At 33.0% G+C, this 22,962-nt stretch carries 36 protein-coding genes; all 36 read left to right on the top strand.

The annotated features are described in order from the left end of the window. The first annotated feature begins 4 nt into the window (after window positions 1–4). The 36 genes from rpoC to rpsD all read left to right on the top strand — a co-directional run bounded on the left by rpoC (window position 5) and on the right by rpsD (window position 22,905). Window positions 5–3,532: a DNA-directed RNA polymerase subunit beta' gene (gene rpoC / locus CKV72_RS11190; RefSeq protein WP_095178298.1), complete on the top strand. Its 3,528-nt coding sequence runs from the start codon at window positions 5–7 to the stop codon at window positions 3,530–3,532. Between the two features lie 133 nt (window positions 3,533–3,665). Further along, a complete protein-coding gene (locus tag CKV72_RS11185; RefSeq protein ID WP_089866413.1) occupies window positions 3,666–3,917 on the top strand; it encodes a ribosomal L7Ae/L30e/S12e/Gadd45 family protein in 252 nt (83 codons plus the stop codon). Between the two features lie 49 nt (window positions 3,918–3,966). Continuing rightward, window positions 3,967–4,344, top strand: a complete 378-nt coding sequence (rpsL, locus tag CKV72_RS11180) for a 30S ribosomal protein S12 (protein WP_089866410.1) — start codon at window positions 3,967–3,969, stop codon at window positions 4,342–4,344. A 168-nt stretch (window positions 4,345–4,512) separates the two neighbouring features. Beyond that, a complete protein-coding gene (rpsG, locus tag CKV72_RS11175) occupies window positions 4,513–4,983 on the top strand; it encodes a 30S ribosomal protein S7 (protein ID WP_089866407.1) in 471 nt (156 codons plus the stop codon). A 97-nt stretch (window positions 4,984–5,080) separates the two neighbouring features. Next, on the top strand, window positions 5,081–7,150 hold the full coding sequence (gene fusA, locus CKV72_RS11170; RefSeq protein WP_095178297.1) for an elongation factor G: 2,070 nt from the start codon (window positions 5,081–5,083) through the stop codon (window positions 7,148–7,150). 48 nt (window positions 7,151–7,198) lie between these two features. Next, window positions 7,199–8,392 (top strand): elongation factor Tu, encoded by a 1,194-nt coding sequence (gene tuf / locus CKV72_RS11165; RefSeq protein ID WP_089866438.1) that lies wholly within the window; start codon window positions 7,199–7,201, stop codon window positions 8,390–8,392. A gap of 355 nt (window positions 8,393–8,747) precedes the next feature. After that, window positions 8,748–9,056: a 30S ribosomal protein S10 gene (gene rpsJ, locus CKV72_RS11160; RefSeq protein ID WP_023439604.1), complete on the top strand. Its 309-nt coding sequence runs from the start codon at window positions 8,748–8,750 to the stop codon at window positions 9,054–9,056. Between the two features lie 90 nt (window positions 9,057–9,146). Then, window positions 9,147–9,776 (top strand): 50S ribosomal protein L3, encoded by a 630-nt coding sequence (gene rplC / locus CKV72_RS11155; protein WP_095178296.1) that lies wholly within the window; start codon window positions 9,147–9,149, stop codon window positions 9,774–9,776. Between the two features lie 25 nt (window positions 9,777–9,801). Further along, window positions 9,802–10,422: a 50S ribosomal protein L4 gene (gene rplD, locus CKV72_RS11150; protein ID WP_089866397.1), complete on the top strand. Its 621-nt coding sequence runs from the start codon at window positions 9,802–9,804 to the stop codon at window positions 10,420–10,422. Beyond that, window positions 10,422–10,715 (top strand): 50S ribosomal protein L23, encoded by a 294-nt coding sequence (gene rplW / locus CKV72_RS11145; RefSeq protein WP_089866394.1) that lies wholly within the window; start codon window positions 10,422–10,424, stop codon window positions 10,713–10,715. Before rplD ends, rplW begins: the two co-directional genes overlap by 1 nt. 81 nt (window positions 10,716–10,796) lie before the next feature. Further along, complete coding sequence (gene rplB, locus CKV72_RS11140; RefSeq protein WP_095178295.1) at window positions 10,797–11,627, top strand: 50S ribosomal protein L2; 831 nt, start codon at window positions 10,797–10,799, stop codon at window positions 11,625–11,627. Between the two features lie 66 nt (window positions 11,628–11,693). Continuing rightward, window positions 11,694–11,978, top strand: a complete 285-nt coding sequence (rpsS, locus tag CKV72_RS11135) for a 30S ribosomal protein S19 (protein WP_089866387.1) — start codon at window positions 11,694–11,696, stop codon at window positions 11,976–11,978. A gap of 22 nt (window positions 11,979–12,000) precedes the next feature. After that, the gene (gene rplV, locus CKV72_RS11130; protein ID WP_089866383.1) at window positions 12,001–12,336 is read left to right on the top strand and encodes a 50S ribosomal protein L22; all 336 of its coding nucleotides are present in this window, start codon (window positions 12,001–12,003) and stop codon (window positions 12,334–12,336) included. A 16-nt stretch (window positions 12,337–12,352) separates the two neighbouring features. Beyond that, entirely contained in the window at window positions 12,353–13,021 is a 669-nt protein-coding gene (rpsC, locus tag CKV72_RS11125) for a 30S ribosomal protein S3 (protein WP_095178294.1), read from the top strand. A gap of 17 nt (window positions 13,022–13,038) precedes the next feature. Then, window positions 13,039–13,482, top strand: coding sequence for a 50S ribosomal protein L16 (rplP, locus tag CKV72_RS11120; protein ID WP_089866376.1), 444 nt, complete (start codon window positions 13,039–13,041; stop codon window positions 13,480–13,482). After that, a complete protein-coding gene (gene rpmC, locus CKV72_RS11115; protein ID WP_095178293.1) occupies window positions 13,472–13,684 on the top strand; it encodes a 50S ribosomal protein L29 in 213 nt (70 codons plus the stop codon). Before rplP ends, rpmC begins: the two co-directional genes overlap by 11 nt. 23 nt (window positions 13,685–13,707) lie before the next feature. Next, on the top strand, window positions 13,708–13,962 hold the full coding sequence (rpsQ, locus tag CKV72_RS11110) for a 30S ribosomal protein S17 (RefSeq protein WP_095178292.1): 255 nt from the start codon (window positions 13,708–13,710) through the stop codon (window positions 13,960–13,962). A gap of 30 nt (window positions 13,963–13,992) precedes the next feature. Beyond that, window positions 13,993–14,361, top strand: a complete 369-nt coding sequence (rplN, locus tag CKV72_RS11105; RefSeq protein ID WP_095178291.1) for a 50S ribosomal protein L14 — start codon at window positions 13,993–13,995, stop codon at window positions 14,359–14,361. A gap of 18 nt (window positions 14,362–14,379) precedes the next feature. Beyond that, window positions 14,380–14,700, top strand: coding sequence for a 50S ribosomal protein L24 (gene rplX / locus CKV72_RS11100; RefSeq protein WP_095178290.1), 321 nt, complete (start codon window positions 14,380–14,382; stop codon window positions 14,698–14,700). 21 nt (window positions 14,701–14,721) lie between these two features. Then, window positions 14,722–15,264 carry a 50S ribosomal protein L5 gene (gene rplE, locus CKV72_RS11095; RefSeq protein WP_095178289.1) on the top strand — a complete coding sequence of 181 codons (543 nt, stop codon included), beginning with the start codon at window positions 14,722–14,724 and terminating at the stop codon, window positions 15,262–15,264. A 15-nt stretch (window positions 15,265–15,279) separates the two neighbouring features. After that, window positions 15,280–15,465, top strand: coding sequence for a type Z 30S ribosomal protein S14 (locus CKV72_RS11090; RefSeq protein WP_023439594.1), 186 nt, complete (start codon window positions 15,280–15,282; stop codon window positions 15,463–15,465). 30 nt (window positions 15,466–15,495) lie between these two features. Then, window positions 15,496–15,894, top strand: a complete 399-nt coding sequence (rpsH, locus tag CKV72_RS11085) for a 30S ribosomal protein S8 (protein WP_089866366.1) — start codon at window positions 15,496–15,498, stop codon at window positions 15,892–15,894. Window positions 15,895–15,916: 22 nt separating this feature from the next. Then, window positions 15,917–16,459, top strand: coding sequence for a 50S ribosomal protein L6 (gene rplF, locus CKV72_RS11080; RefSeq protein ID WP_095178288.1), 543 nt, complete (start codon window positions 15,917–15,919; stop codon window positions 16,457–16,459). A 20-nt stretch (window positions 16,460–16,479) separates the two neighbouring features. After that, window positions 16,480–16,839: a 50S ribosomal protein L18 gene (gene rplR, locus CKV72_RS11075; RefSeq protein WP_089866362.1), complete on the top strand. Its 360-nt coding sequence runs from the start codon at window positions 16,480–16,482 to the stop codon at window positions 16,837–16,839. Between the two features lie 18 nt (window positions 16,840–16,857). Continuing rightward, complete coding sequence (gene rpsE, locus CKV72_RS11070) at window positions 16,858–17,355, top strand: 30S ribosomal protein S5 (protein ID WP_095178287.1); 498 nt, start codon at window positions 16,858–16,860, stop codon at window positions 17,353–17,355. A gap of 12 nt (window positions 17,356–17,367) precedes the next feature. Further along, window positions 17,368–17,547 (top strand): 50S ribosomal protein L30, encoded by a 180-nt coding sequence (gene rpmD, locus CKV72_RS11065; RefSeq protein ID WP_089866356.1) that lies wholly within the window; start codon window positions 17,368–17,370, stop codon window positions 17,545–17,547. A gap of 21 nt (window positions 17,548–17,568) precedes the next feature. Continuing rightward, window positions 17,569–18,009: a 50S ribosomal protein L15 gene (gene rplO / locus CKV72_RS11060; RefSeq protein ID WP_095178286.1), complete on the top strand. Its 441-nt coding sequence runs from the start codon at window positions 17,569–17,571 to the stop codon at window positions 18,007–18,009. 1 nt (window position 18,010) lies between these two features. Further along, a complete protein-coding gene (gene secY / locus CKV72_RS11055) occupies window positions 18,011–19,288 on the top strand; it encodes a preprotein translocase subunit SecY (RefSeq protein ID WP_089866352.1) in 1,278 nt (425 codons plus the stop codon). Window positions 19,289–19,302: 14 nt separating this feature from the next. Further along, window positions 19,303–19,953 (top strand): adenylate kinase, encoded by a 651-nt coding sequence (locus CKV72_RS11050; protein ID WP_089866349.1) that lies wholly within the window; start codon window positions 19,303–19,305, stop codon window positions 19,951–19,953. Next, window positions 19,953–20,702 (top strand): type I methionyl aminopeptidase, encoded by a 750-nt coding sequence (gene map, locus CKV72_RS11045; protein WP_089866347.1) that lies wholly within the window; start codon window positions 19,953–19,955, stop codon window positions 20,700–20,702. The genes CKV72_RS11050 and map overlap by 1 nt, the downstream gene beginning before the upstream one ends. 16 nt (window positions 20,703–20,718) lie before the next feature. Further along, window positions 20,719–21,000: a KOW domain-containing RNA-binding protein gene (locus CKV72_RS11040; RefSeq protein WP_169712373.1), complete on the top strand. Its 282-nt coding sequence runs from the start codon at window positions 20,719–20,721 to the stop codon at window positions 20,998–21,000. A 6-nt stretch (window positions 21,001–21,006) separates the two neighbouring features. Beyond that, a complete protein-coding gene (gene infA, locus CKV72_RS11035; protein ID WP_011098610.1) occupies window positions 21,007–21,225 on the top strand; it encodes a translation initiation factor IF-1 in 219 nt (72 codons plus the stop codon). Between the two features lie 15 nt (window positions 21,226–21,240). After that, window positions 21,241–21,354, top strand: coding sequence for a 50S ribosomal protein L36 (rpmJ, locus tag CKV72_RS11030; protein ID WP_003373491.1), 114 nt, complete (start codon window positions 21,241–21,243; stop codon window positions 21,352–21,354). 106 nt (window positions 21,355–21,460) lie between these two features. Then, window positions 21,461–21,832: a 30S ribosomal protein S13 gene (rpsM, locus tag CKV72_RS11025; protein WP_095178284.1), complete on the top strand. Its 372-nt coding sequence runs from the start codon at window positions 21,461–21,463 to the stop codon at window positions 21,830–21,832. Between the two features lie 23 nt (window positions 21,833–21,855). Beyond that, complete coding sequence (rpsK, locus tag CKV72_RS11020) at window positions 21,856–22,254, top strand: 30S ribosomal protein S11 (protein ID WP_089866338.1); 399 nt, start codon at window positions 21,856–21,858, stop codon at window positions 22,252–22,254. 30 nt (window positions 22,255–22,284) lie between these two features. Then, window positions 22,285–22,905 carry a 30S ribosomal protein S4 gene (gene rpsD, locus CKV72_RS11015; RefSeq protein ID WP_089866335.1) on the top strand — a complete coding sequence of 207 codons (621 nt, stop codon included), beginning with the start codon at window positions 22,285–22,287 and terminating at the stop codon, window positions 22,903–22,905. Window positions 22,906–22,962 lie beyond the last annotated feature (57 nt).

The following is a 22,962-nucleotide window of genomic DNA, read 5'->3' as shown; positions in this document are numbered from 1 at the left end:
ACCCTTGTTTGAATTAAATAATTTTGATGCACTTCAAATAGGATTAGCTTCACCAGAAATGATAAGGGAATGGTCAAGAGGTGAGGTGAAAAAGCCAGAAACTATAAATTATAGGACATTAAAGCCAGAAAGAGATGGATTATTCTGTGAGAGAATATTCGGACCTACAAAGGACTGGGAATGTCACTGTGGAAAATATAAAAGAGTAAGATACAAAGGTATAGTATGTGATAGATGTGGAGTAGAAGTAACAAAATCTAAAGTAAGACGTGAGAGAATGGGGCATATAGAGCTTGCTGCCCCTGTATCACATATATGGTATTTCAAAGGCATACCATCCCGTATGGGACTTATGTTAGATATGTCTCCAAGGTCACTAGAAAAAGTACTTTATTTTGCATCTTATATAGTAATTGATCCAAAAGAAACACCATTATTAAAAAAGCAATTGCTAAACGAAAAAGAATATAGAGAAGCTATTGAAAATTATGGAGAAGAAAGTTTCGAAGCTGGAATGGGAGCTGAATCTATAAAAAAACTTTTAGAAGAAATAGATCTAGATCAGCTTTCAAAAGAATTAAAGGAAGCTCTAAAAACAAGTACAGGACAAAAGAAAATAAGATTAATAAGAAGATTAGAAGCAGTAGAATCATTTAGAAAATCTAGTAATAAACCAGATTGGATGATTATAGATGTTATTCCAGTTATACCACCAGACCTAAGACCAATGGTTCAGCTAGATGGAGGAAGATTTGCTACTTCAGACTTAAATGATTTATATAGAAGAGTAATAAACAGAAATAATAGATTGAAAAAATTATTAGATTTAGGTGCCCCAGATATTATAGTGAGAAATGAAAAAAGGATGTTACAAGAGGCAGTAGATGCTCTTATAGATAATGGAAGAAGAGGTAGACCAGTCACAGGACCAGGAAATAGACCTTTAAAATCATTATCAGATATGTTAAAAGGAAAACAAGGAAGGTTTAGACAAAATTTACTTGGGAAGCGTGTAGATTATTCTGGGCGTTCAGTTATAGTTGTTGGACCAGAATTGAAAATGTATCAGTGTGGACTTCCTAAGGAAATGGCATTGGAGTTATTTAAGCCATTTGTTATGAAAAAATTGGTTCAAGGTGGATTATCACATAATATTAAAAGTGCAAAAAGAATGGTAGAAAGAGTTCAGCCGGAGGTATGGGATGTTCTAGAAGAGGTTATATCGGACCATCCGGTGTTACTAAACCGTGCTCCAACTCTACATAGATTGGGAATACAGGCATTTCAACCTGTATTGGTAGAAGGTAGAGCTATAAAATTACACCCATTAGCATGTACAGCATATAATGCAGACTTTGATGGAGACCAAATGGCTGTCCATGTACCATTATCAGTAGAAGCACAAGCAGAAGCAAGATTTTTGATGCTAGCAGCACATAATATATTAAAACCATCTGATGGTAAGCCAGTTTGTGTACCTACACAAGATATGGTACTAGGATCATATTATTTAACTTTAGATAAAGAAAATGCTAAAGGTGAAGGAAGAGTATTTTCATCACCAGAGGAAGCTATTATGGCCTATCAACTAGGAGAAGTTGATATACATGCATCTATTAAAGTAAAAATATCAAAGGAAATAGATGGGGAAGAGGTTTCTGGAATAATAGATTGTACACCAGGAAAATTAATATTTAATGAATCCATACCTCAGGATTTAGGATTTGTTGATAGATCTATACCTGAAAATAAAGTTAAATTAGAAGTAGACTTTTTAATTAACAAATCTTCTTTAGGAAAGTTAATAAATAAATGCTATATGAAACATGGACCAACTAAAACATCCATAATGTTAGATAAGATAAAAGAAAAAGGATATCATTATTCAACTATTGGTGCTATTACGGTATCTACATCAGATATGGTAGTTCCAGAATCTAAAAAAAGACTTTTGGATGAAACTGATGTAGAAGTTAGCAAAATAGATAAGATGTACAGAAGAGGATTTATATCAGAAGATGAAAGATATGAAAGAGTAATAGAAAAGTGGACTAAAACTACTGATTTAGTTGCAGATGAGTTAATGAAAGGTCTAGATAGATTTAATCCGATATTTATGATGGCTGATTCTGGAGCAAGAGGATCTAAAAGCCAAATTAAGCAGCTAGCAGGAATGAGAGGACTTATGGCCAATCCATCAGGTAAAATTATAGAATTACCTATAAGAGCCTCATTTAGAGAAGGATTGGATGTATCAGAATACTTTATTTCAACTCATGGAGCTAGAAAAGGAAATGCAGATACTGCTCTTAAAACAGCTGACTCTGGATATTTAACAAGAAGATTGGTAGATGTAAGTCAGGATGTTATTGTAAGAGAAGAAGATTGTGGAAGCAAAGAAGGATTCGAAATATCTGAAATTAGAGAAGGAAATGAAATTATAGAGCCGCTATCAGAAAGACTAACTGGTAGGTATTCAGCAGAAGACATAATCGATCCAAATACAGGAGAAATATTAGTTAAGAATGAAGAATATATAGATTGGGAAAAAGCTGATAAGGTTGAAAAAAGTGGCGTTAAAAGAGTAAAAATAAGGTCTGTATTTACATGTAAATCAAAACATGGAGTATGTGCTAAGTGTTATGGTATGAACATGGCTACAGCTGAAAAGATTAATATAGGAGAATCAGTAGGTATTATAGCAGCACAAAGTATAGGAGAACCAGGAACACAACTTACAATGAGAACTTTCCATACAGGTGGAGTTGCTGGATCAGATATAACACAAGGTCTTCCAAGAGTAGAAGAATTATTTGAAGCAAGAAAACCTAAAGGATTAGCAATAGTTTCTGAAATTAGTGGAACTATAAAAATAGATGAGACTAAGAAAAAGAGAACAGTTATAGTTGTTGGAGAAAATCAAGAATTAAGTTATGATATACCTTTTGGTTCTAGATTAAAAGTGTCAAATGGTGATGTTATAAGTGCTGGGGATGAAATAACAGAAGGGTCTGTTAACCCTCATGATGTTTTAAGAATTAAAGGGCCAAATGGTGTTAAAAATTACTTATTATCAGAAGTTCAAAAAGTTTATAGACTTCAAGGTGTTGATATAAATGATAAACATTTAGAGGTCGTAGTAAGACAAATGACAAGAAAAGTAAAAATAGAGGATTCAGGAGATACAGAATTTTTACCAGGAACAATGGTTGATATATTTGACTTTCAACAAGAAAATGCTAAGGCCCAAGAGGAAGGAAAAGAGCCAGCTAAAGGAAGAATTACATTATTGGGAATAACTAAAGCAGCATTAGCAACAGACTCATTCTTATCATCTGCATCATTCCAAGAAACTACTAGAGTTTTAACAGATGCTGCTATAAAGGGTAAGGTTGATCCATTATTAGGACTAAAAGAGAATGTAATAATTGGTAAATTAATACCAGCTGGAACTGGAATGACAAGATACAGATCAATAAAAATAAGTACAGAAAAAGATGATGCAAAAGATATTGAAATAGAAAATAATTAAGTAATATAAAAATTAATTTTATTGACAGGATTAGTATAAGGTGATAAAATACATCTGTATGTTTTGAATAGGGAGACAAAGCTGATTATAATGAGTTTTTGTCTTCCAAAAACCAATTTAAGGGGGAACCAGTATGACCGACAGACTTGAAGGTAAAAAAGTTGTGGGTTTAAAGCAATCTATAAAAGCTATAAGAAATAACATGGATAAAAAAATATATTTAGCTAAGGATTGTGACGGAAAAATCTTAAAACAGATAGAAGATGCAGCCGACGGAAGAACCCTAGAAAATATAGTTTATGTAGATACTATGAAAGAATTAGGAACACTTTGCGGAATAGATGTAGGAGCTACTATTGCTGTAGTTTTACATGAACAAGAATAGCTTACAACTAAAATTATATAAATTAAAAAAATATTGAGGAGGTGTAAATATGCCAACTATTAACCAATTAGTAAGGAAAAGCAGAAAAACAGTTAAAGCACAATCAGACTCACCAGCATTAAAGAATTGTCCACAAAGAAGAGGAGTGTGCACAGTAGTTAAAACTACTACACCTAAAAAACCTAACTCAGCACTAAGAAAAATTGCCAGAGTTAGATTAACTAATGGCTATGAAGTATCAGCATATATACCAGGTGTAGGACACAACTTACAAGAGCATAGTGTTGTTCTTATAAGAGGTGGAAGAGTTAAGGACTTACCAGGTGTTAGATATCACATAGTTAGAGGTGCACTAGATTCAGCTGGGGTTGCTAGTAGAATGCAATCAAGATCTAAATATGGTGCAAAAAAACCAAAACAAAAATAATTAGGTAATTATATTAAGTTGATTGAAAATAGTGCTGTGTCTTCGGCGTTTATATATAGATTATGTTTTTCATAGATAAATTAGCAGAAGTCAAAGCACTTTGCGGTTAACTATAGTTAATCGAGTACCGATGAACTTAAATCTTTAAATGTTAAGGAGGGAAGAAAAGTGCCAAGAAAAGGATATATAGGAAAAAGGGATGTATTACCAGATCCAATGTACAATAGCAAGGTTCTTACTAAATTAATAAATAACTTAATGTATGATGGTAAAAAAGGATTAGCTCAGAAAATTTGTTATGATGCATTTGATATAATCCAAGACAAAACAGGTAAGGAACCGATGGAAGTTTTTGAAGAAGCTATGAACAATGTAATGCCTTTACTTGAAGTAAAAGCTAGAAGAATAGGTGGAGCTACATACCAAGTTCCTTTAGAAGTTAGACCAGAAAGAAGACAGACTTTAGGAATTAGATGGATCCTTATTGCAGCTAGAAAAAGAGGAGAAAAATACATGAGTGAAAGACTAGCAGGCGAATTAATGGATGCAGCTAACAACCTAGGAGCAGCTGTTAAAAAGAGAGAAGAAACTCATAAAATGGCTGAAGCTAATAAGGCGTTTGCTCATTACAGATATTAATATTAAAACTGTTTTGGTATATACCAAAACAGTTTTCTCAAATTTTATAATTAAACTATTATATGTAATATATGTAGTTTGAGAGGAGGAATTGTCAGTGAAAAGGGAATACCCGTTAAAAATGTATCGTAATATAGGAATAATGGCTCATATAGATGCTGGAAAAACAACTACAACTGAGCGTATTTTATTTTATACAGGAAAAACTCACAAAATAGGTGAAACTCACGATGGTGCAGCTACTATGGACTGGATGGTTCAAGAACAAGAAAGAGGTATAACTATAACATCAGCGGCAACTACATGTATATGGAAAGGTCATGTTATAAACGTTATAGATACACCAGGGCACGTAGATTTTACAGTTGAAGTTGAAAGATCTTTAAGAGTACTTGATGGAGCAGTAACTGTATTAACAGCAAAAGGTGGAGTTGAACCACAAACTGAAACAGTTTGGAGACAGGCGGATAAATACAAAGTTCCAAGAATAGCTTATGTAAATAAGATGGATATAATGGGAGCAGATTTCTTCAGAGTTGTAAATATGATGAGAGAAAGATTACATACAAACGCTGTTCCAATTCAAATTCCAATAGGTGCAGAGGATACTTTTAAAGGATATGTAGATTTAATAAGAAATGAAGCTATTATATATGAAGATGACCTTGGAACAGTTATGGATACTGAAGAAATACCAGAAGATATGAAGGATATGGCAGAAGAATATAGAAATGCTATGATAGAAGCTATAGTTGAATTAGATGAAGAACTTATGATGAAATATCTTGAAGGTGAAGAAATTTCTATAGAAGAATTAGATGCAGCTTTAAGAAAAGGAGTTCTTGCTAACAAGATAGTTCCAGTTATGTGTGGATCCTCATATAAAAATAAAGGTGTTCAACCAATGATAGATGCAATAATAAAATATTTACCTTCACCATTGGATATACCACCAGTAAAGGGAACACATCCAGAAACTGGAGAAGAAATTGAAAGAAAAGCTTCTGATGATGAACCAATGTCAACATTAGCATTTAAAATAGCAACAGATCCATTTATAGGAAAACTAGCTTTTGTAAGAGTATATTCTGGAGTTATGAAAAATGGTACATATGTACTAAACCCTGTAAAAGGAAAAAGAGAAAGAATCGGAAGACTAGTAAAAATGCATGCTAATCACAGAGAAGAAGTGGAAGAACTTTATGCTGGAGATTTAGGTGCAGTTGTGGGATTAAAAGACACAATTACTGGCGATACTTTATGTGATGAAAAAGCGCCTATTATACTTGAAAAGATGGAATTCCCAGAACCAGTTATATCTATAGCTATAGAACCAAAAACTAAAGCTGGTCAAGAAAAAATGGGATTATCCTTAGCAAAACTTGCAGAAGAAGATCCAACATTTAGAACATTTACTAATCAAGAAACAGGTCAAACAATTATAGAAGGTATGGGAGAACTTCACTTAGAAGTAATAGTTGATAGACTTCAAAGAGAATTTAAAGTAGAATGTAATGTTGGTAAACCACAAGTTGCATACAAAGAAACTATTAAAAAAGCTGTTAAAGCAGAAGGTAAATTTGTCAGACAGTCTGGTGGACGTGGACAATACGGACATTGTTGGATTGAAATGACTCCTCATGAGGGTGAATATGAATTCCAAAATGCTATAGTTGGAGGAGCAATTCCAAAAGAGTACATTCCAGCTATTGATAATGGAATAAGAGAAGCATCTGATAGTGGGGTTATTGCTGGATATCCAGTTATAAACTTTAAGGTTAAATTATATGATGGTTCATACCATGATGTAGACTCATCTGAAATGGCTTTTAAAATAGCTGGATCTATGGCATTTAAAAATGCAATGACAAAAGCAGACCCAGTATTACTTGAACCAATGATGAAGGTTGAAGTAGTTGTTCCAGAAGAATACATGGGAGATGTAATGGGTGATATAAACTCAAGAAGAGGAAGAATCGAAGGTATGGAAGCTATAGCTGGAGCTCAAAATATAAGAGCCTTTGTGCCACTTTCAGAAATGTTTGGTTATGCAACTGTATTAAGATCTAGAACTCAAGGTAGAGGAACTTATTCAATGGAATTTGATCACTATGAAGAGGTACCTAAGAGTATTCAAGAACAAATAGTTGGAGAAAGAATAAAATAATTATTTTATTAATAGCTAATTATTCATAAAGTTGGGAGGAATAAAAAAATGGCAAAAGAAAAATTTGAAAGAAGTAAACCACACGTAAATATAGGAACAATAGGTCACGTAGACCACGGAAAGACAACATTAACAGCAGCAATAACAACAATATTAGGACATAAGGGATTTGCGAAAGCATTCAAATATGACGAAATAGATAAGGCACCAGAAGAAAAAGAAAGAGGAATAACAATAAGCACATCCCACGTAGAATATGAAACAGAAAACAGACACTATGCTCACGTAGACTGTCCAGGACACGCTGACTATGTAAAGAACATGATAACAGGAGCAGCACAAATGGATGGAGCAATCCTAGTAGTAAGTGCAGCAGATGGTCCAATGCCACAAACAAGAGAACATATACTACTAGCATCCAGAGTTGGAGTTGAATATATAGTAGTATTCTTAAATAAAGCAGACCAAGTAGACGACGAAGAATTAATCGAATTAGTAGAAATGGAAGTAAGAGAATTAATGAACGAATACGGATTCCCAGGAGACGATGCACCAATCGTAGTAGGATCCGCATTAAAAGCATTAGAAAATCCAGATGATGATGAAGCAACAAAATGCATAATGGATTTAATGGCAGCAGTAGATGAATATATACCAACACCAGAAAGAGCAACAGATAAGCCATTCTTAATGCCAGTAGAAGATATCTTCACAATAACAGGAAGAGGAACAGTTGCAACAGGAAGAGTAGAAAGAGGAGTTTTAAAAGTAGGAGACGAAGTAGAAATCGTAGGATTAAGTGATGAAAACAAGAAGACAGTAATCACAGGAATAGAAATGTTTAGAAAATTATTAGATGAAGCACAAGCAGGAGATAACATTGGAGCACTATTAAGAGGTATCCAAAGAGATGATATCGAAAGAGGTCAAGTATTAGCAGCACCAGGAACAGTAAAACCACATAAGAGCTTTACAGGTCAAGTATACGTATTAAAGAAAGAAGAAGGAGGAAGACATACTCCATTCTTTAATGGATATAGACCACAATTCTACTTTAGAACAACAGATGTAACAGGTTCAATAGCACTACCAGAAGGAGTAGAAATGGTAATGCCAGGAGACCACATAGACATGAAGGTAGAATTAATAACAAGAGTAGCAATGGATGAAGGATTAAGATTTGCTATTAGAGAAGGTGGAAGAACAGTTGGTTCAGGAGTTGTTTCTGAAATAATTGATTAATAAATCCTTCAAGTTCATAAATATACATGTATAATAAAGAAAAGAGTATGGTTAGACATACTCTTTCTTTTTATGATTAAATAAATTAATTAAGAATAAATAAAAAATACTTGTCAAACATATAAAAATATTGTATAATGTAGAAGTTGTAGAGTAATAACAGCGATGAGGCAAGAGGTTGCCGGACTTCCGGGTAATTCTTGACTGAGTATGTTTCGATCTTAGAATCGAGCGACGGTTATTCTGTAATTTCACGTTGTTGTGTTTTAAAATATGCAACACCTGGAGCAGTTTATAGAATACATCCGCTGTTGTACGTATGAAGTAAAGCGTGCAAGAAAAAGGAGGGAAACAAATGGCAAAGCAAAAAATAAGAATAAGATTAAAAGCGTTTGATCATACAATATTAGATCAATCCGCAGAAAAGATTGTTGAAACTGCTAAGTCATCAGGAGCAAAAGTAGCAGGTCCAGTACCACTACCAACTGAAAAAGATGTTGTAACAATCTTAAGATCACCACATAAACATAAAGATTCAAGAGAACAATTTGAAATAAGAACACACAAGAGATTAATAGACATAATGAGTCCATCACCAAAAACTGTAGATTCATTAATGAGACTAGATCTACCAGCTGGTGTTGATATTGAAATAAAATTATAATATAGTAATAGAACATTTGGCTATTACGAACTATTATGATTGCTTTAAATTTAAGGTGATCCGCTAATATGTTGAGGAGGTGTAAATCAAATGAAAAAAGCTATAATAGGTAGAAAGCTTGGTATGACACAAATATTTGATGAAAATAATAGAGTTATTCCTGTAACAGTAGTAGAAGCAGGACCATGTACAGTAGTTCAAAAGAAGACTATAGAAAAAGATGGTTATGAGGCTATACAGGTTGGATATGGGGAAATAAGAGAAAAATTAGTTAATAAGCCTCTTAAAGGACATTTTGAAAAGGCTGGAGTAGGTCTTAGAAGAATGTTAAGGGAGTTTAAACTAGAAAATGCAAGTGAATATCAAGTAGGTCAAGAAATAAAAGTTGATGCATTTGAAGCAGGAGAAAAAATTGATGTTACTGGAACTTCTAAAGGAAAGGGATATCAAGGTATAATCAAAAGATGGAATGCTCATAGAGGACCTATGTCTCATGGTTCTAAATTCCATAGAGCAGTAGGATCAATGGGAGCAGCTTCTTATCCAGCAAGAACTTTCAAAAACAAAAGAATGGCTGGACATATGGGAAATGTTAAATCTACAGTTCTAAATTTAGAAGTAGTGAAGACTATTCCTGAAAAAAACCTTATATTGATCAAAGGTGGAATACCAGGACCAAATAAAGGTTATGTAATAATAAGAAATTCAATAAAAGCGTAAATATTGTTAGAAAGGAGGATACAGAATGCCTACAGTAGGATTATTTAATAAAGAAGGTAAAAAAGTTGGAGATTTCCAATTATCAGATAAAGTATTCGGTGTTGAAGTTAATAAAGAAGTGCTACACCAAGTTATAGTTGCTCAATTAGCTAATAAAAGACAAGGAACTCAATCTGCTAAAACAAGAGCTGAAGTTACTGGTGGAGGAAAAAAACCTTGGAGACAAAAAGGAACTGGTAGAGCAAGACAAGGTTCAATAAGAGCTCCGCAATGGATTAAAGGAGGAATAGTTTTTGCTCCAAAGCCAAGAGATTATTCAATAACTATTCCAAAATCAATGAAGAGAGTTGCAATGAAATCAGCGCTTTCATCAAAAGTTGAAGAAAATGAAATAGTAGTATTAGAAAACTTAGAAATAGATGAGCCAAAAACAAAAGAAATAGTAAAAATATTAGATGCATTTAATGCTAAGAAAACTTTAATTGTTACTGCAGAATCAAATAAAAATGTATATAAGTCAGCGAGAAACATTGAAGGGGTAACTGTATTACCAGTTAACAACATAAATGTTTATGATATATTAAGATATGACAAATTTATAATAACTAAGGATGCTGTATCTAAAATTGAGGAGGTGTATGCATAATGAAGCTAACAAACTATGATATCATAAGAAGACCAATTATAACAGAAAAAACTATGGCTTCAATGGCTGATAAAAAATACACCTTTATAGTTGATAAGCATTCAAATAAAAGCCAAATAAAAAGAGCAATAGAAGAAGTATTTGGTGTTAAAGTTGCAGATGTTAAAACTGCCAATTATTTAGGAAAAAATAAGAGGGTTGGAGTTCACTTCGGAAAAAGAGCAGATTATAAGAAAGCTATAGTAAAATTAACTGAAGATAGCAAGTCAATTGAATTCTTTGAAGGAATGTAATTTATTATAGATTTAATGCTCAAATAAAAGCGTTATTGGGTGAGCTTTTCCCAGAGAAGCTTAGAATAAGGAGGTAAAGAAATGGGAATAAAATTATTTAAGCCTACCACACCAAGTAGAAGACATATGTCAGTATATACTTTTGAAGAAATTACTACAGATAAGCCAGAAAAATCACTTTTAGTTTCACTAAAAAGAACTGGCGGTAGAAATAGTCAAGGTAAAATGACTGTTCGTCATCGTGGTGGCGGTGCTAAGAGAAAATATAGAATAATTGATTTTAAGAGAAATAAAGATGGAATACCAGCAAAGGTTTCATCTATCGAATACGATCCAAATAGAACTGCATTTATAGCATTAGTAGTATATACTGATGGGGAAAAAAGATACATAATAGCTCCAGAAGGATTAAAAGTAGGAGATGTTATAGTTTCAGGTCCAGATGCAGATATAAAAACAGGAAACTGTCTTCCTATAAAAAATATACCAGTAGGTACTTTTATTCATAATATTGAATTAGCTAGTGGAAAAGGAGCACAACTTGTAAGATCTGCAGGAGCTTCTGCACAGTTAATGGCTAAGGAAGGAAATTATGCAACAATTAAATTACCAAGTGGTGAAACTAGATATGTAAGAGTTGAATGTAGAGCTACTATAGGTACAGTTTCTAATGTTAAGCATGAAATCATGTCTATAGGTAAAGCAGGTAGAAAAAGAAAAATGGGATTCAGACCTGCGGTTAGAGGTTCAGTTATGAATCCTTGTGATCACCCTCACGGTGGTGGAGAAGGAAGAACACCAATAGGAATGTCAAGTCCAGTTACTCCATGGGGTAAACCAGCACTTGGATATAAGACTAGAAAAACTAAGAAATATTCAGATAGACTTATTATCAAGAGAAAAAATGATTAGTTTTGAAGAGAATAATTATTCTCTTCAAAAATCAATTTAATAAGTAGCTGAAGGGAGGCAAAAAAGTTGAGTAGATCAGTAAAAAAAGGACCTTTTGTCCATGAGGGGCTTTTAAAGAAGATAAATGAGATGAATAAAAATGGTGAGAAAAAAGTTATTAAGACTTGGTCAAGAAGTTCAACTATTTTTCCACAAATGATAGGTCATACTATTGCTGTACATGATGGAAGAAAACATGTACCTGTATATATTTCTGAAGATATGGTAGGCCATAAATTAGGAGAATTCGTTCTAACTAGAACATTTAGAGGTCATACTGAGAAATCAGAAAAAACAACCGGTGCTAGATAATTCGGGAAGGAGGTAATAGACAATGGAAGCTAAGGCAATTGCAAAGTACGTAAGAATGTCCCCAAGAAAAGTAGGCGTTGTTCTTGATTTAGTAAGAGGAAAAGATGTAAATGAAGCTTTTGCAATATTAAACTATACACCAAGAGAGGCAGCTGTAGTTATAAATAAAGTTTTAAAATCAGCTGTAGCTAATGCTGAAAATAATTTAGAGTTAGATCCAAGCAGATTATATGTTGCTGAAGCATATGCATGCCAAGGACCGACTTTAAAGAGATATCAACCTCATGCACAAGGAAGAGCTTTTAGGATCAATAAAAGAACAAGTCATGTTACTTTAATTGTGAAGGAAAGAGAATAAAGAAGGAGGGAAATAGATGGGACAGAAAGTACATCCACACGGCTTAAGAGTAGGAGTCATTAAAGACTGGGATGCTAAGTGGTATGCGGACAAAAAGAATTTTTCAGACAATTTAGTTGAAGACAATAATATAAGAAATTTTGTGAAAAAGAAGGTTTATGCAGCTGGAATATCTAAAATTGAAATAGAAAGAGCTGCAAAAAGAGTTAAATTAAATATATATACTGCTAAACCAGGAATGGTTATTGGTAGAGGCGGTCAAGGAATCGAAGCCTTAAAAGGAGAATTAAAAAATATAGTTTCTAATGATAAAAATATATTAATAAATATAGTTGAAGTAAAATCAGCAGAAACTGATGCTCAATTAATGGCTGAAAATATTGCTCAACAATTAGAAAAAAGAATATCTTTTAGAAGAGCAATGAAGCAAACTATTCAAAGAGCAATGAAATCAGGTGTTAAAGGTGTAAAAACATCTTGTTCAGGAAGACTTGGAGGAACAGATATAGCTAGAACAGAATTTTACCATGAGGGAACAATTCCACTTCAAACACTTAGAGCTGATATAGATTATGGATTTGCGGAAGCTGACACTACATATGGAAAAATAGGTGTAAAAGTATGGGTGTATAAAGGAGAAGTTCTTCCAGCAAAGAAAGAAGTAAAAGAAGAAGTTAATGCATAAGGAAGGAGGAAAATGACATGTTAATGCCTAAAAGAGTTAAACGTCGTAAAGTACAACGTGGCAGAATGAAGGGTAAGGCTACTAGAGGTAACTTTATAGCATATGGTGATTACGGATTACAAGCTACTGAATGTGGTTGGATAACAAGCAATCAAATAGAATCTGCCAGAATAGCTATAAACAGATATATAAGAAGGGGAGGAAAACTTTGGATAAAGATTTTCCCAGATAAACCTGTTACTCAAAAGCCAGCTGAAACTCGTATGGGTTCTGGTAAAGGTACTCCAGAATATTGGGTTGCAGTTGTTAAACCAGGCAGAGTGTTATTCGAATTAACAGGTGTAAATGAAGAAACTGCAAGAGAAGCTATGAGACTTGCTGCACACAAACTACCAGTTAAAACTAAGTTTGTAAAGAAATCAGATTTTGAAGAAGTGGGTGGTGAAATCAATGAAGGCTAGAGAGTTGCAAGATTTAAAAGATAGCAGTCCACAAGAATTAGAAGTTAAGTTGAACGATCTTAAAGGAGAGCTTTTTAATTTAAGATTTCAGTTAGCTACTGGTCAATTAGAAAACCCAATGAGAATAAGAGAAGTGAAGAAATCTATAGCCCAGATTAAGACCATCCTTAGACAAAATGAACTAAGGAATTTGGAACAGTAATAGCTTGAAGGGAGGTTTGTCGTTTGGAAAGAGCAAATAGAAAAACAAGAATAGGCAGAGTTGTTTCTGATAAAATGGATAAAACAATAGTAGTAGCTGTTGAAACTAAAGTTCGTCATCCACTATATGGAAAGATAATGAATAAAACTACTAAATTTAAAGCTCATGATGAGAACAATGAAGCTAGAATTAATGATAGAGTATCAATAATGGAAACAAGACCATTGTCCAAAGATAAAAGATGGAGATTAGTAGAAATAGTAGAGAAGGCTAAATAATTGGATATAGGCTGAAAGGAGGGTTTATAAATGATTCAGCAACAATCAATATTAAAAGTTGCGGATAACTCTGGAGCTAGAGAAATTATGTGTGTAAAAGTACTTGGCGGTTCTAATAGAAGATATGCCAATATTGGAGATATAATAGTTGCTAGTGTTAAAAGTGCAACACCAGGCGGGGTTGTTAAAAAAGGTGAGGTAATAAAAGCTGTAGTTGTAAGATCTAAAAAGGGAGTTAGAAGACCAGATGGATCATATATAAAATTTGATGAAAATGCAGCAGTTGTAATAAAAGATGATAAACAACCAAAAGGAACTCGTATATTTGGACCAGTTGCAAGAGAATTAAGAGATAAAGAGTTTAATAAAATATTATCATTAGCACCTGAAGTTCTATAAGATAAGGAGGTGGACTGAATGCAAAATAAAGTACACGTAAGAAAACAAGATACAGTTATGGTTATATCCGGTAAAGATAAGGGTAAAATAGGTGAAGTTTTAAGAGTTCTACCTAAGAACGGTAAAGTAGTAGTTAAAGATGTTAATGTAGTTACTAAGCATCAAAAACCAAGCAGAGAAAATATGCAAGGTGGAATTATTCATGTTGAAGCACCTATATATAGTTCAAAAGTTATGCTATATTGTACAAAGTGCAAATCAGTTACTAGAATAAATCATAAAGTTTTAGATGATGGAACAAAAGTAAGGGTTTGTAAAAAGTGCGGAGAAACATTTTAGTTTTGAAAGGAGGTTTACTTAATGGTTCCAAGATTACAAGAAAAATATGAAAAAGAAGTAATACCAGCTTTAATTGAAAAGTTCGGATATAAAAATATAATGGAAGTTCCAAAACTTGAAAAGATAGTTATTAATATGGGTGTTGGTGAAGCTAAAGAAAATCAAAAAATGCTTGAATCAGCAGTTAATGATCTATCTATTATAACAGGACAAAAACCAATAGTTACAAAAGCCAAAAAATCAGTTGCTAACTTCAAAATAAGAGAAAATATGCCAATAGGATGCAAAACTACTTTAAGAAAAGTAAAAATGTATGAGTTTGCAGATAAATTAATGAATGTTGCGTTACCAAGAGTAAGAGATTTCAGAGGAGTTTCAAGTAAATCATTTGATGGTAGAGGAAACTATTCTTTAGGAATTAGAGAGCAACTTATATTCCCAGAAATAGAGTATGATAAGGTAGATAAAGTTAGAGGAATGGATATAGTATTTGTTACTACAGCAAAAACTGATGAGGAAGCAAGAGAATTACTTAGATTCCTAGGAATGCCATTTGCTCATTAATAAGGAGGGAAAATTGTGGCACGTAAAGCTTTAATAGAAAAATGGAAAAAAGAACCTAAATATAAAACTAGAGCTTATACAAGATGTAGAATTTGTGGAAGACCACATTCTGTTCTAAAGAAATTTGGAATATGTCGTATTTGTTTTAGAGAACTTGCATATAAAGGACAAATTCCTGGTTGCAGAAAAGCAAGTTGGTAATTTGTTTTTAAGAAAGGAGGCAGATTTAATATGGTAATGACTGATCCAATTGCTGATTTATTAACTCGTATAAGAAATGCAAATGTTGCAAGACATGAAGTAGTAGAAATACCAGCATCAAATATAAAAAAGGCTATTGCAAATATAATGCTTCAAGAAGGATACATAAAGGATCTTGAAGAATATAATGACGGCGCTGTGCCAATGTTAAAAATAACAATGAAATATGGTCAAAATAAAGAGAGAGTTATAACTGGTTTAAAGAGAATATCAAAACCAGGGTTAAGAGTATATTGTAGAAAAGATGAGGTACCAAAAGTTTTAAACGGATTAGGTACAGCAGTTATATCAACATCAAAAGGAATATTACCTGACAAGGAAGCAAGAAAGCTTTCAATTGGTGGAGAAGTACTTTGCTATATATGGTAATTAGCGAATAGGAGGTGTAATTATGTCAAGAATAGGAAGACTACCAATAGCTATACCAAATGGTGTAACAGTTACAGTTTCTCCTGAAAATGTTGTTACTGTTAAAGGACCTAAGGGAGAAATTACAAAGACTATGCACCCAAATATAGATATAGCTGTTGAAGAAAATTCAGTAATTGTTACAAGAAAAAATGATGAAAAACAAAATAGATCACTTCATGGTTTAACAAGAACTTTAGTTAATAATATGGTTGTAGGAGTAACTGAAGGATATGAAAAGAAATTAGAATTAGTTGGTGTAGGCTATAGAGCTCAATTACAAGGTAAAAAATTAGTTCTAAATCTTGGATTCTCTCATCCAGTTGAAATAGAAGCAAAAGAAGGCATTGAATTTCAATTAGATGGAGCAAATAAAATTACAGTAAAAGGAATTGACAAAGAATTAGTTGGAGCTGTGGCAGCAGACATAAGATCATGGAGAAAACCTGAACCTTATAAAGGAAAAGGAATCAAATATGAAAACGAAGCTATAAGACGTAAGGAAGGTAAAACAGGTAAGAAGTAATAGGAAAGGAGTGAATCTCTATGTTTAAAAAGCAATCAAGACAAAAGGGAAGAGAAAAGCGCCATCTTAGAATTCGTAAGAATATTTTTGGCACTCCTGAAATGCCAAGACTTTCAGTATATAGAAGCGAAAAGAATATATATGCTCAAATTATAGATGACTTAAATGGAGTTACATTAGTAGCTGCTTCAAGTTTGGATAAAGAATTTGATGCAAAGGGAAGCAATAAGGACGGAGCTAAAGCAGTTGGTGAACTTATAGCTAAAAGAGCTATTGAAAAAGGAGTAACAAAAGTTGTTTTCGATAGAGGCGGATATATTTATCACGGAAGAGTACAAAAACTTGCAGAAGGTGCAAGAGAAGCAGGACTGCAATTCTAAAAAGAAGGAGGGAAATAAATGAGAATAGATCCTAGCACTTTAGATTTAAAAGAAAAAGTAGTATTTATAAATAGAGTTGCTAAGGTTGTTAAAGGTGGTAGAAACTTTAGATTTAGTGCCCTTGTAGTTGTAGGGGATGAAAATGGCCATGTAGGTGTTGGAATGGGCAAATCAATAGAAATACCTGAAGCAATCAAAAAAGGAATAGAAGATGCTAAGAAAAACTTAGTTAGTGTACCAATGGTTGGAACAACAATTCCACATGACATAGAAGGAGAATTTGGAACAGGAAAAGTTCTTATTATGACAGCGAAAGAAGGTACTGGAGTTATCGCAGGAGGTCCAGTAAGAGCGGTTCTAGAATTAGCAGGGATAAAAGATGTTAGAGCTAAATCATTAGGTTCTAACAATCCAAGAAATATGGTTAACGCTACAATAAACGGTTTATCAAGATTAAAAACAGTAGAAGATATAGCTAAATTAAGAGGTAAAACTGTTGAAGAGATTTTAGGTTAGGAGGGAATGACCTTGGCTAAGCTTAGAATAACCTTAAAAAAGAGTTTAATAGGTAGAAAAAAGGATCAAATTGCTACCGTAGAGGCTCTTGGATTAAAAAAAGTGGGAGAATACGTTGAACAAAACGATAATCCTCAAATAAGAGGAATGATAAATAAAGTAAATTATCTTTTAGAAGTTGAAGAAATATAGTTAAGAGGAGGTGTAGCGAATATGAAACTTCATGAATTAAAACCAGCAGAAAGATCAAGAAAATCACCTAAAAGAGTAGGTAGAGGAACTGGATCTGGATTAGGTAAAACTTCAGCTAGAGGTCAAAACGGTCAAAACGCTAGATCAGGTGGAGGAGTAAGACCAGGATTTGAAGGCGGACAAATGCCTTTATACAGAAGATTACCTAAAAGAGGGTTTACTAATATATTTGCTAAAAAATATACAGCTATAAATGTAGATAGATTAAATATATTTGAAGATGATACAGTAGTGACTCCTGAATTATTAATAGAAAAAGGCGTTATCAGTAAACTTTATGATGGCGTTAAAATACTAGGTAATGGAGAACTAGATAAGAAATTAATAGTTAAAGCTACAAAGTTTTCTAAAGCAGCAGCTGAGAAAATTGAAGCAGCTGGAGGAAAAGTTGAGGTGATATAAGGTGCTATCAACCCTACGTAATGCTTGGAAGGTTCCGGACTTAAGAAAAAGGTTATTATTTACCTTTTTCATGTTGGTTCTTTTTAGAATGGGTAATTTTATTCTTGTTCCAGGTGTGAATCAAGAAAGATTAAAGGCACTTACTCAAGGTGGAAACTTGTTTGGGTTCTATGATTTAATATCCGGTGGTGCCTTCAGCAGTTTTAGCATATTTGCTATGGGTGTAGTGCCATATATTAACTCATCAATTATATTTCAGCTTTTGACAGTTGCACTTCCTTCGTTAGAACAATTATCTAAGGAAGGAGAAGAAGGTAGAAAGAAGATACAGCAATATACTAGATATGGAGCAGTAATTTTTGGTGTCTTGCAAGCATTTAGTACATATGCTATTATTTCAACAGCTGGAGCATTACAAGATCATTCTAAATTAAATATGTTCCTAGTAATATTAACGTTGACTACAGCTTCTACTTTTTTAATGTGGTTTGGAGATAAAATAACTGAAAATGGTATTGGAAATGGTATATCCTTAATTATATTTGTAAATATAATTTCAAGGTTCCCAGGAACAATATCCCAAGTGGCAGCACTTAGAAAAGCAGATCAAGTTAACTTTATACAAGTACTTATGTTTATTGTTATTGCAGCAGCATTATTTATATTTGTTGTAATAATGAGTCTTGCAGAGAGAAGAGTACCTATTCAGTATGCAGGTAAGAATGTAGGTGGAAAAGTATATAAAGGACAATCAACACATATTCCAATAAGTATAACAAGTTCATCAGTTATAGGTATTATATTTGCAATGTCTGTTATGAACTTTCCTGCAACTATAGGTCAATTTTGGCCTAACTCAAATTTTTATAAACATGTAATAGCAGGTAAATTTAGTCCATTTAAAAATGGAAGTTGGCAATATGCTGTAATGTATTTTATTTTAATAATATTTTTTACATGGTTTTATACAGAAGTTACATTTAAGCCAGATGAAATGGCAGAGAATATGCACAAATCTTCAGGATTTATACCTGGTATAAGACCAGGAGAACCTACTGCTGATTTTATAGAAAAAGTCCTAACAAGAGTAGCTATAATGGGTGGCCTATTTGCAGGTATTATTGCATTATTGCCTATAATAATAGCTTCTAACACTGCTTTTAAAGGAGTATATTTTGGAGGAACAAGTTTGTTAATAGTAGTAGGAGTTGCGCTCGAATCAGTAAGACAGATAGAGTCTCAACTAGTAATGAGGCATTACCAAGGATTTTTAAAGTAATGGAGATGGTGTAATTGAATATAATTTTGTTAGGTCCTCCAGGAGCTGGAAAAGGAACTCAAGCAAAACTTATAAGTGAAAAGTATTCTATACCTCATATATCCACTGGAGATATTTTTAGAAAAAATATTTCTAATAAAACTCCATTGGGAATGGAAGCTAAGAGCTATATGGATAAAGGTCAATTAGTTCCAGATGAATTGACTATTGAAATAGTTAAGGATAGATTAAGCGAAGAGGATTGTAAAAATGGTTTTTTATTAGATGGTTTTCCAAGAACTGTAAAGCAAGCAGAAGCACTAGATGAATTTTTGACAAACAAAAATTCAAAAACAGATGCAGCTTTATTAATAGATGTACCTCAAGGGCTTATTCTTGAAAGAATGACAGGAAGAAGAGTTTGTGGAGAATGTGGTGCTAGTTATCATATAAAGTTTGTTAAACCTAATACTGAAGGTGTATGTGATATTTGTGGCGGAGAATTAGTACAAAGAAAAGATGACACAAAAGAAACAGTCCTTGAAAGATTAGAAGTATATTCAAAACAAACTCAACCTCTTATAGAATATTATAAAAATAAGGACGTTCTTTTTGAATTAGATGGTACAAAAGAAAAGAATGAAGTATTTGAGAATATTTCCGATGTCCTGGGAGCGATTAACTAATGATAATTATAAAAAACAAACAAGAAATTGAATATATGAGATCAGCAGGTAAAGTTGTAGCAGAGACCCTTGCAAAGATAGAAGAGGCAGTAAAACCTGGAATAACTACTATGGAATTGGATAAAATAGCAGAAGACTATATAACAAAATGTGGAGCAAAACCTTCATTTAAAGGATATTATGGTTTCCCGGGGTCTGTATGTGCTTCTGTAAATAATGAAGTAGTACACGGCATTCCATCTGATAAAGTTGTTTTAGAAGAGGGAGATATAATAAGCATAGATTGCGGAGCCATTTTAAATGGATATCATGGAGATGCTGCAAGAACTTTACCGGTTGGAAAGATAAATAAAGAAACACAAAATCTAATAGATGTCACTAAAGAAAGTTTTTTTAAAGGTGTAGAGAAAGCTATTGTAGGAAATAGATTAACAGATATATCTTTTGCTGTTCAACAATATGTAGAACAATTTGGATATTCTGTGGTAAGGGATTATGTAGGTCATGGTATCGGAAGAGATATGCATGAAGATCCTGAGGTTCCTAATTTTGGGCGTCCAGGAAGAGGACCAAAATTAGTAGAAGGTATGGCATTGGCCATAGAACCTATGGTGAATATAGGCGGTTATCACGTTGATGTGGAAGAAAATCAATGGACAGTTGTAACTAGAGATAATAGTTTATCAGCACATTATGAAAACACAGTGGCTATTTTAGAAGGTGGGCCTGAAATATTAACATTAATTTAGTAGAGGTGAATTGGTATTGGAAGACAGTAGCCTAATTGGCAGGGTTGTATACTCTAAAGCAGGAAGAGATAAAGGAAGATTCTTTATAATAGTAGAACATACAGATGAAAATTATGTATATATATGTGATGGAGATACAAGAAAAATAGAAAATACTAAAAAAAAGAAAATTAAACATTTAGCCTTTACTAATTTAACGGCTGATAATATTAAAGAGTCTTTGCTTGTAAATGGTAATATAAGCAACTCTACTATTAGAAAGTTTTTGCAGTCTCATGACATGAACAAGGAGGTTTGAGACCTTATGGCAAAAGAAGATGTTATAGAAATGCAAGGTACTGTATTAGAGTCTTTACCTAATGCTGTATTTGAAGTAGAATTAGAAAGCGGACATAAAATATTGGCACATATATCTGGGAAACTTAGAATGAATTATATAAGGATTTTACCAGGTGATAAAGTTACCGTGGAATTATCTCCATATGACTTAACTCGTGGTAGAATAACTTGGAGAGCAAAGTAGTAAGGAGGGTTAGCAATGAAAGTAAGACCATCAGTAAAACCTATATGTGAAAAATGTAAGGTTATAAAAAGAAAAGGCAGAGTAATGGTTATATGTGAAAACCCTAAACATAAACAAAAACAAGGCTAATAAGAATTTTAGGAGCGGCTGACGTTAGTGGAACTAATGGCCTAAAATTTATTATATATATTTTAGTATAGTTTCATACCATTATTTAGGAGGTGTAAATTTTAATATGGCAAGAATAGCAGGTATTGACTTACCAAGGGAAAAGAGAATTGAAGTAGGTCTAACTTATATATTTGGTATTGGTGCACCAAGCGCTAAAAAAATATTAAAAGAAACTGGAGTAAATCCTGATATAAGAGTAAAAGACTTAAGCGAAGAAGAAGTTAATCTTCTTAGAGATTATATAAACCAAAACTGTAAAGTTGAAGGTGACTTAAGAAGAGACGTTGCACTTGATATAAAGAGATTAAAAGAAATAGGATCTTATAGAGGAATAAGACATAGAAGAGGATTGCCAGTTAGAGGACAAAAGACAAAAACAAATGCTAGAACAAGAAAAGGACCAAAGAAACTTGTTGTTTCTAGAAAGAAAAAATAATAGATAGTTAAGGAGGGAAAAAGATGGCAGCTGTATCAAAAGCTAGAAGATCAAGAAGAAGAAAAGAGAGAAAGAATATTGAACACGGTTGTGCACATATAAAGTCAACATTTAATAATTCTATTGTTACATTAACTGATACTGCTGGGAATGCTCTTTCATGGGCTAGTGCAGGTGGATTAGGATTTAGAGGTTCAAGAAAGAGTACTCCATTTGCAGCTCAGATGGCAGCAGAAACTGCAGCAAAAGCAGCTATGGAACATGGTTTAAAGAGTGTGGAGGTTTATGTAAAGGGACCTGGATCAGGTAGAGAAGCAGCTATAAGATCTCTACAAGCAGCAGGACTAGAAGTAACTTTAATAAAAGATGTTACTCCAATCCCTCATAATGGATGTAGACCACCAAAAAGAAGAAGAGTTTAATTAAAGTGTAATAGGAGGTGTGATTAATAAATGGCTAGATATACAGAAGCAAATTGTAGATTATGTAGAAGAGAAGGTTTAAAACTTTATCTTAAAGGAGATAGATGTTATACAGATAAATGTGCATTTTCAAGAAGAGGATATGCACCAGGACAACATGGTCAAAGTAGAAAGAAGATTTCTAACTACGGATTACAATTAAGAGAAAAACAAAAGGCTAAGAGAATATATGGAGTTCTTGAAAAACAATTTAGAACTTACTATAAGAGAGCTGATAAAGCAAGAGGTATTACAGGTGAAAACTTATTAATGCTTCTTGAAATGAGATTAGATAACGTAGTATATAGACTAGGTTATGGAGATTCAAGAAAAGAAGCTAGACAATTAGTAACTCACGGACATTTTCTAGTTAATGGTAAGAAGGTAAATATTCCATCATACAAAGTATCTATTAATGATGTTATTACTGTATCAGAAAAGAGTAGAGCAACAGAAAAGTTCAAAACTTTTGCAGAAAATCCAAGAACTTTACCAAATTGGTTAGAAGGTAATTTAGAAAATTTCGAAGGCAAAGTTGTAAGTGAACCAACTAGAGAAGATATAGATGTTCCAATAAATGAAACATTGATCGTTGAGTTATACAGTAAGTAATATATAAGAATTTAATTAGAATCAGTTGCCCTCAGTAAGAAATAATAATCTATAATG

Source organism: Clostridium cochlearium, from assembly GCF_900187165.1.
In the GTDB taxonomy this organism is placed as follows: domain Bacteria; phylum Bacillota; class Clostridia; order Clostridiales; family Clostridiaceae; genus Clostridium_G; species Clostridium_G cochlearium.
This window is presented reverse-complemented; position numbering and strand designations above follow the sequence as displayed.

Coding starts and splice junctions, on each gene's coding strand:
- CKV72_RS11185 (WP_089866413.1), top strand. CDS start 3,666: ATGACCGACAGACTTGAAGGTAAAAAAGTTGTGGGTTTAAAGCAATCT.
- rpsL (WP_089866410.1), top strand. CDS start 3,967: ATGCCAACTATTAACCAATTAGTAAGGAAAAGCAGAAAAACAGTTAAA.
- tuf (WP_089866438.1), top strand. CDS start 7,199: ATGGCAAAAGAAAAATTTGAAAGAAGTAAACCACACGTAAATATAGGA.
- rpsJ (WP_023439604.1), top strand. CDS start 8,748: ATGGCAAAGCAAAAAATAAGAATAAGATTAAAAGCGTTTGATCATACA.
- rplC (WP_095178296.1), top strand. CDS start 9,147: ATGAAAAAAGCTATAATAGGTAGAAAGCTTGGTATGACACAAATATTT.
- rplD (WP_089866397.1), top strand. CDS start 9,802: ATGCCTACAGTAGGATTATTTAATAAAGAAGGTAAAAAAGTTGGAGAT.
- rplW (WP_089866394.1), top strand. CDS start 10,422: ATGAAGCTAACAAACTATGATATCATAAGAAGACCAATTATAACAGAA.
- rplB (WP_095178295.1), top strand. CDS start 10,797: ATGGGAATAAAATTATTTAAGCCTACCACACCAAGTAGAAGACATATG.
- rplV (WP_089866383.1), top strand. CDS start 12,001: ATGGAAGCTAAGGCAATTGCAAAGTACGTAAGAATGTCCCCAAGAAAA.
- rpsC (WP_095178294.1), top strand. CDS start 12,353: ATGGGACAGAAAGTACATCCACACGGCTTAAGAGTAGGAGTCATTAAA.
- rplP (WP_089866376.1), top strand. CDS start 13,039: ATGTTAATGCCTAAAAGAGTTAAACGTCGTAAAGTACAACGTGGCAGA.
- rpmC (WP_095178293.1), top strand. CDS start 13,472: ATGAAGGCTAGAGAGTTGCAAGATTTAAAAGATAGCAGTCCACAAGAA.
- rplN (WP_095178291.1), top strand. CDS start 13,993: ATGATTCAGCAACAATCAATATTAAAAGTTGCGGATAACTCTGGAGCT.
- rplX (WP_095178290.1), top strand. CDS start 14,380: ATGCAAAATAAAGTACACGTAAGAAAACAAGATACAGTTATGGTTATA.
- rplE (WP_095178289.1), top strand. CDS start 14,722: ATGGTTCCAAGATTACAAGAAAAATATGAAAAAGAAGTAATACCAGCT.
- rpsH (WP_089866366.1), top strand. CDS start 15,496: ATGGTAATGACTGATCCAATTGCTGATTTATTAACTCGTATAAGAAAT.
- rplF (WP_095178288.1), top strand. CDS start 15,917: ATGTCAAGAATAGGAAGACTACCAATAGCTATACCAAATGGTGTAACA.
- rplR (WP_089866362.1), top strand. CDS start 16,480: ATGTTTAAAAAGCAATCAAGACAAAAGGGAAGAGAAAAGCGCCATCTT.
- rpsE (WP_095178287.1), top strand. CDS start 16,858: ATGAGAATAGATCCTAGCACTTTAGATTTAAAAGAAAAAGTAGTATTT.
- rplO (WP_095178286.1), top strand. CDS start 17,569: ATGAAACTTCATGAATTAAAACCAGCAGAAAGATCAAGAAAATCACCT.
- map (WP_089866347.1), top strand. CDS start 19,953: ATGATAATTATAAAAAACAAACAAGAAATTGAATATATGAGATCAGCA.
- infA (WP_011098610.1), top strand. CDS start 21,007: ATGGCAAAAGAAGATGTTATAGAAATGCAAGGTACTGTATTAGAGTCT.
- rpmJ (WP_003373491.1), top strand. CDS start 21,241: ATGAAAGTAAGACCATCAGTAAAACCTATATGTGAAAAATGTAAGGTT.
- rpsM (WP_095178284.1), top strand. CDS start 21,461: ATGGCAAGAATAGCAGGTATTGACTTACCAAGGGAAAAGAGAATTGAA.
- rpsK (WP_089866338.1), top strand. CDS start 21,856: ATGGCAGCTGTATCAAAAGCTAGAAGATCAAGAAGAAGAAAAGAGAGA.
- rpsD (WP_089866335.1), top strand. CDS start 22,285: ATGGCTAGATATACAGAAGCAAATTGTAGATTATGTAGAAGAGAAGGT.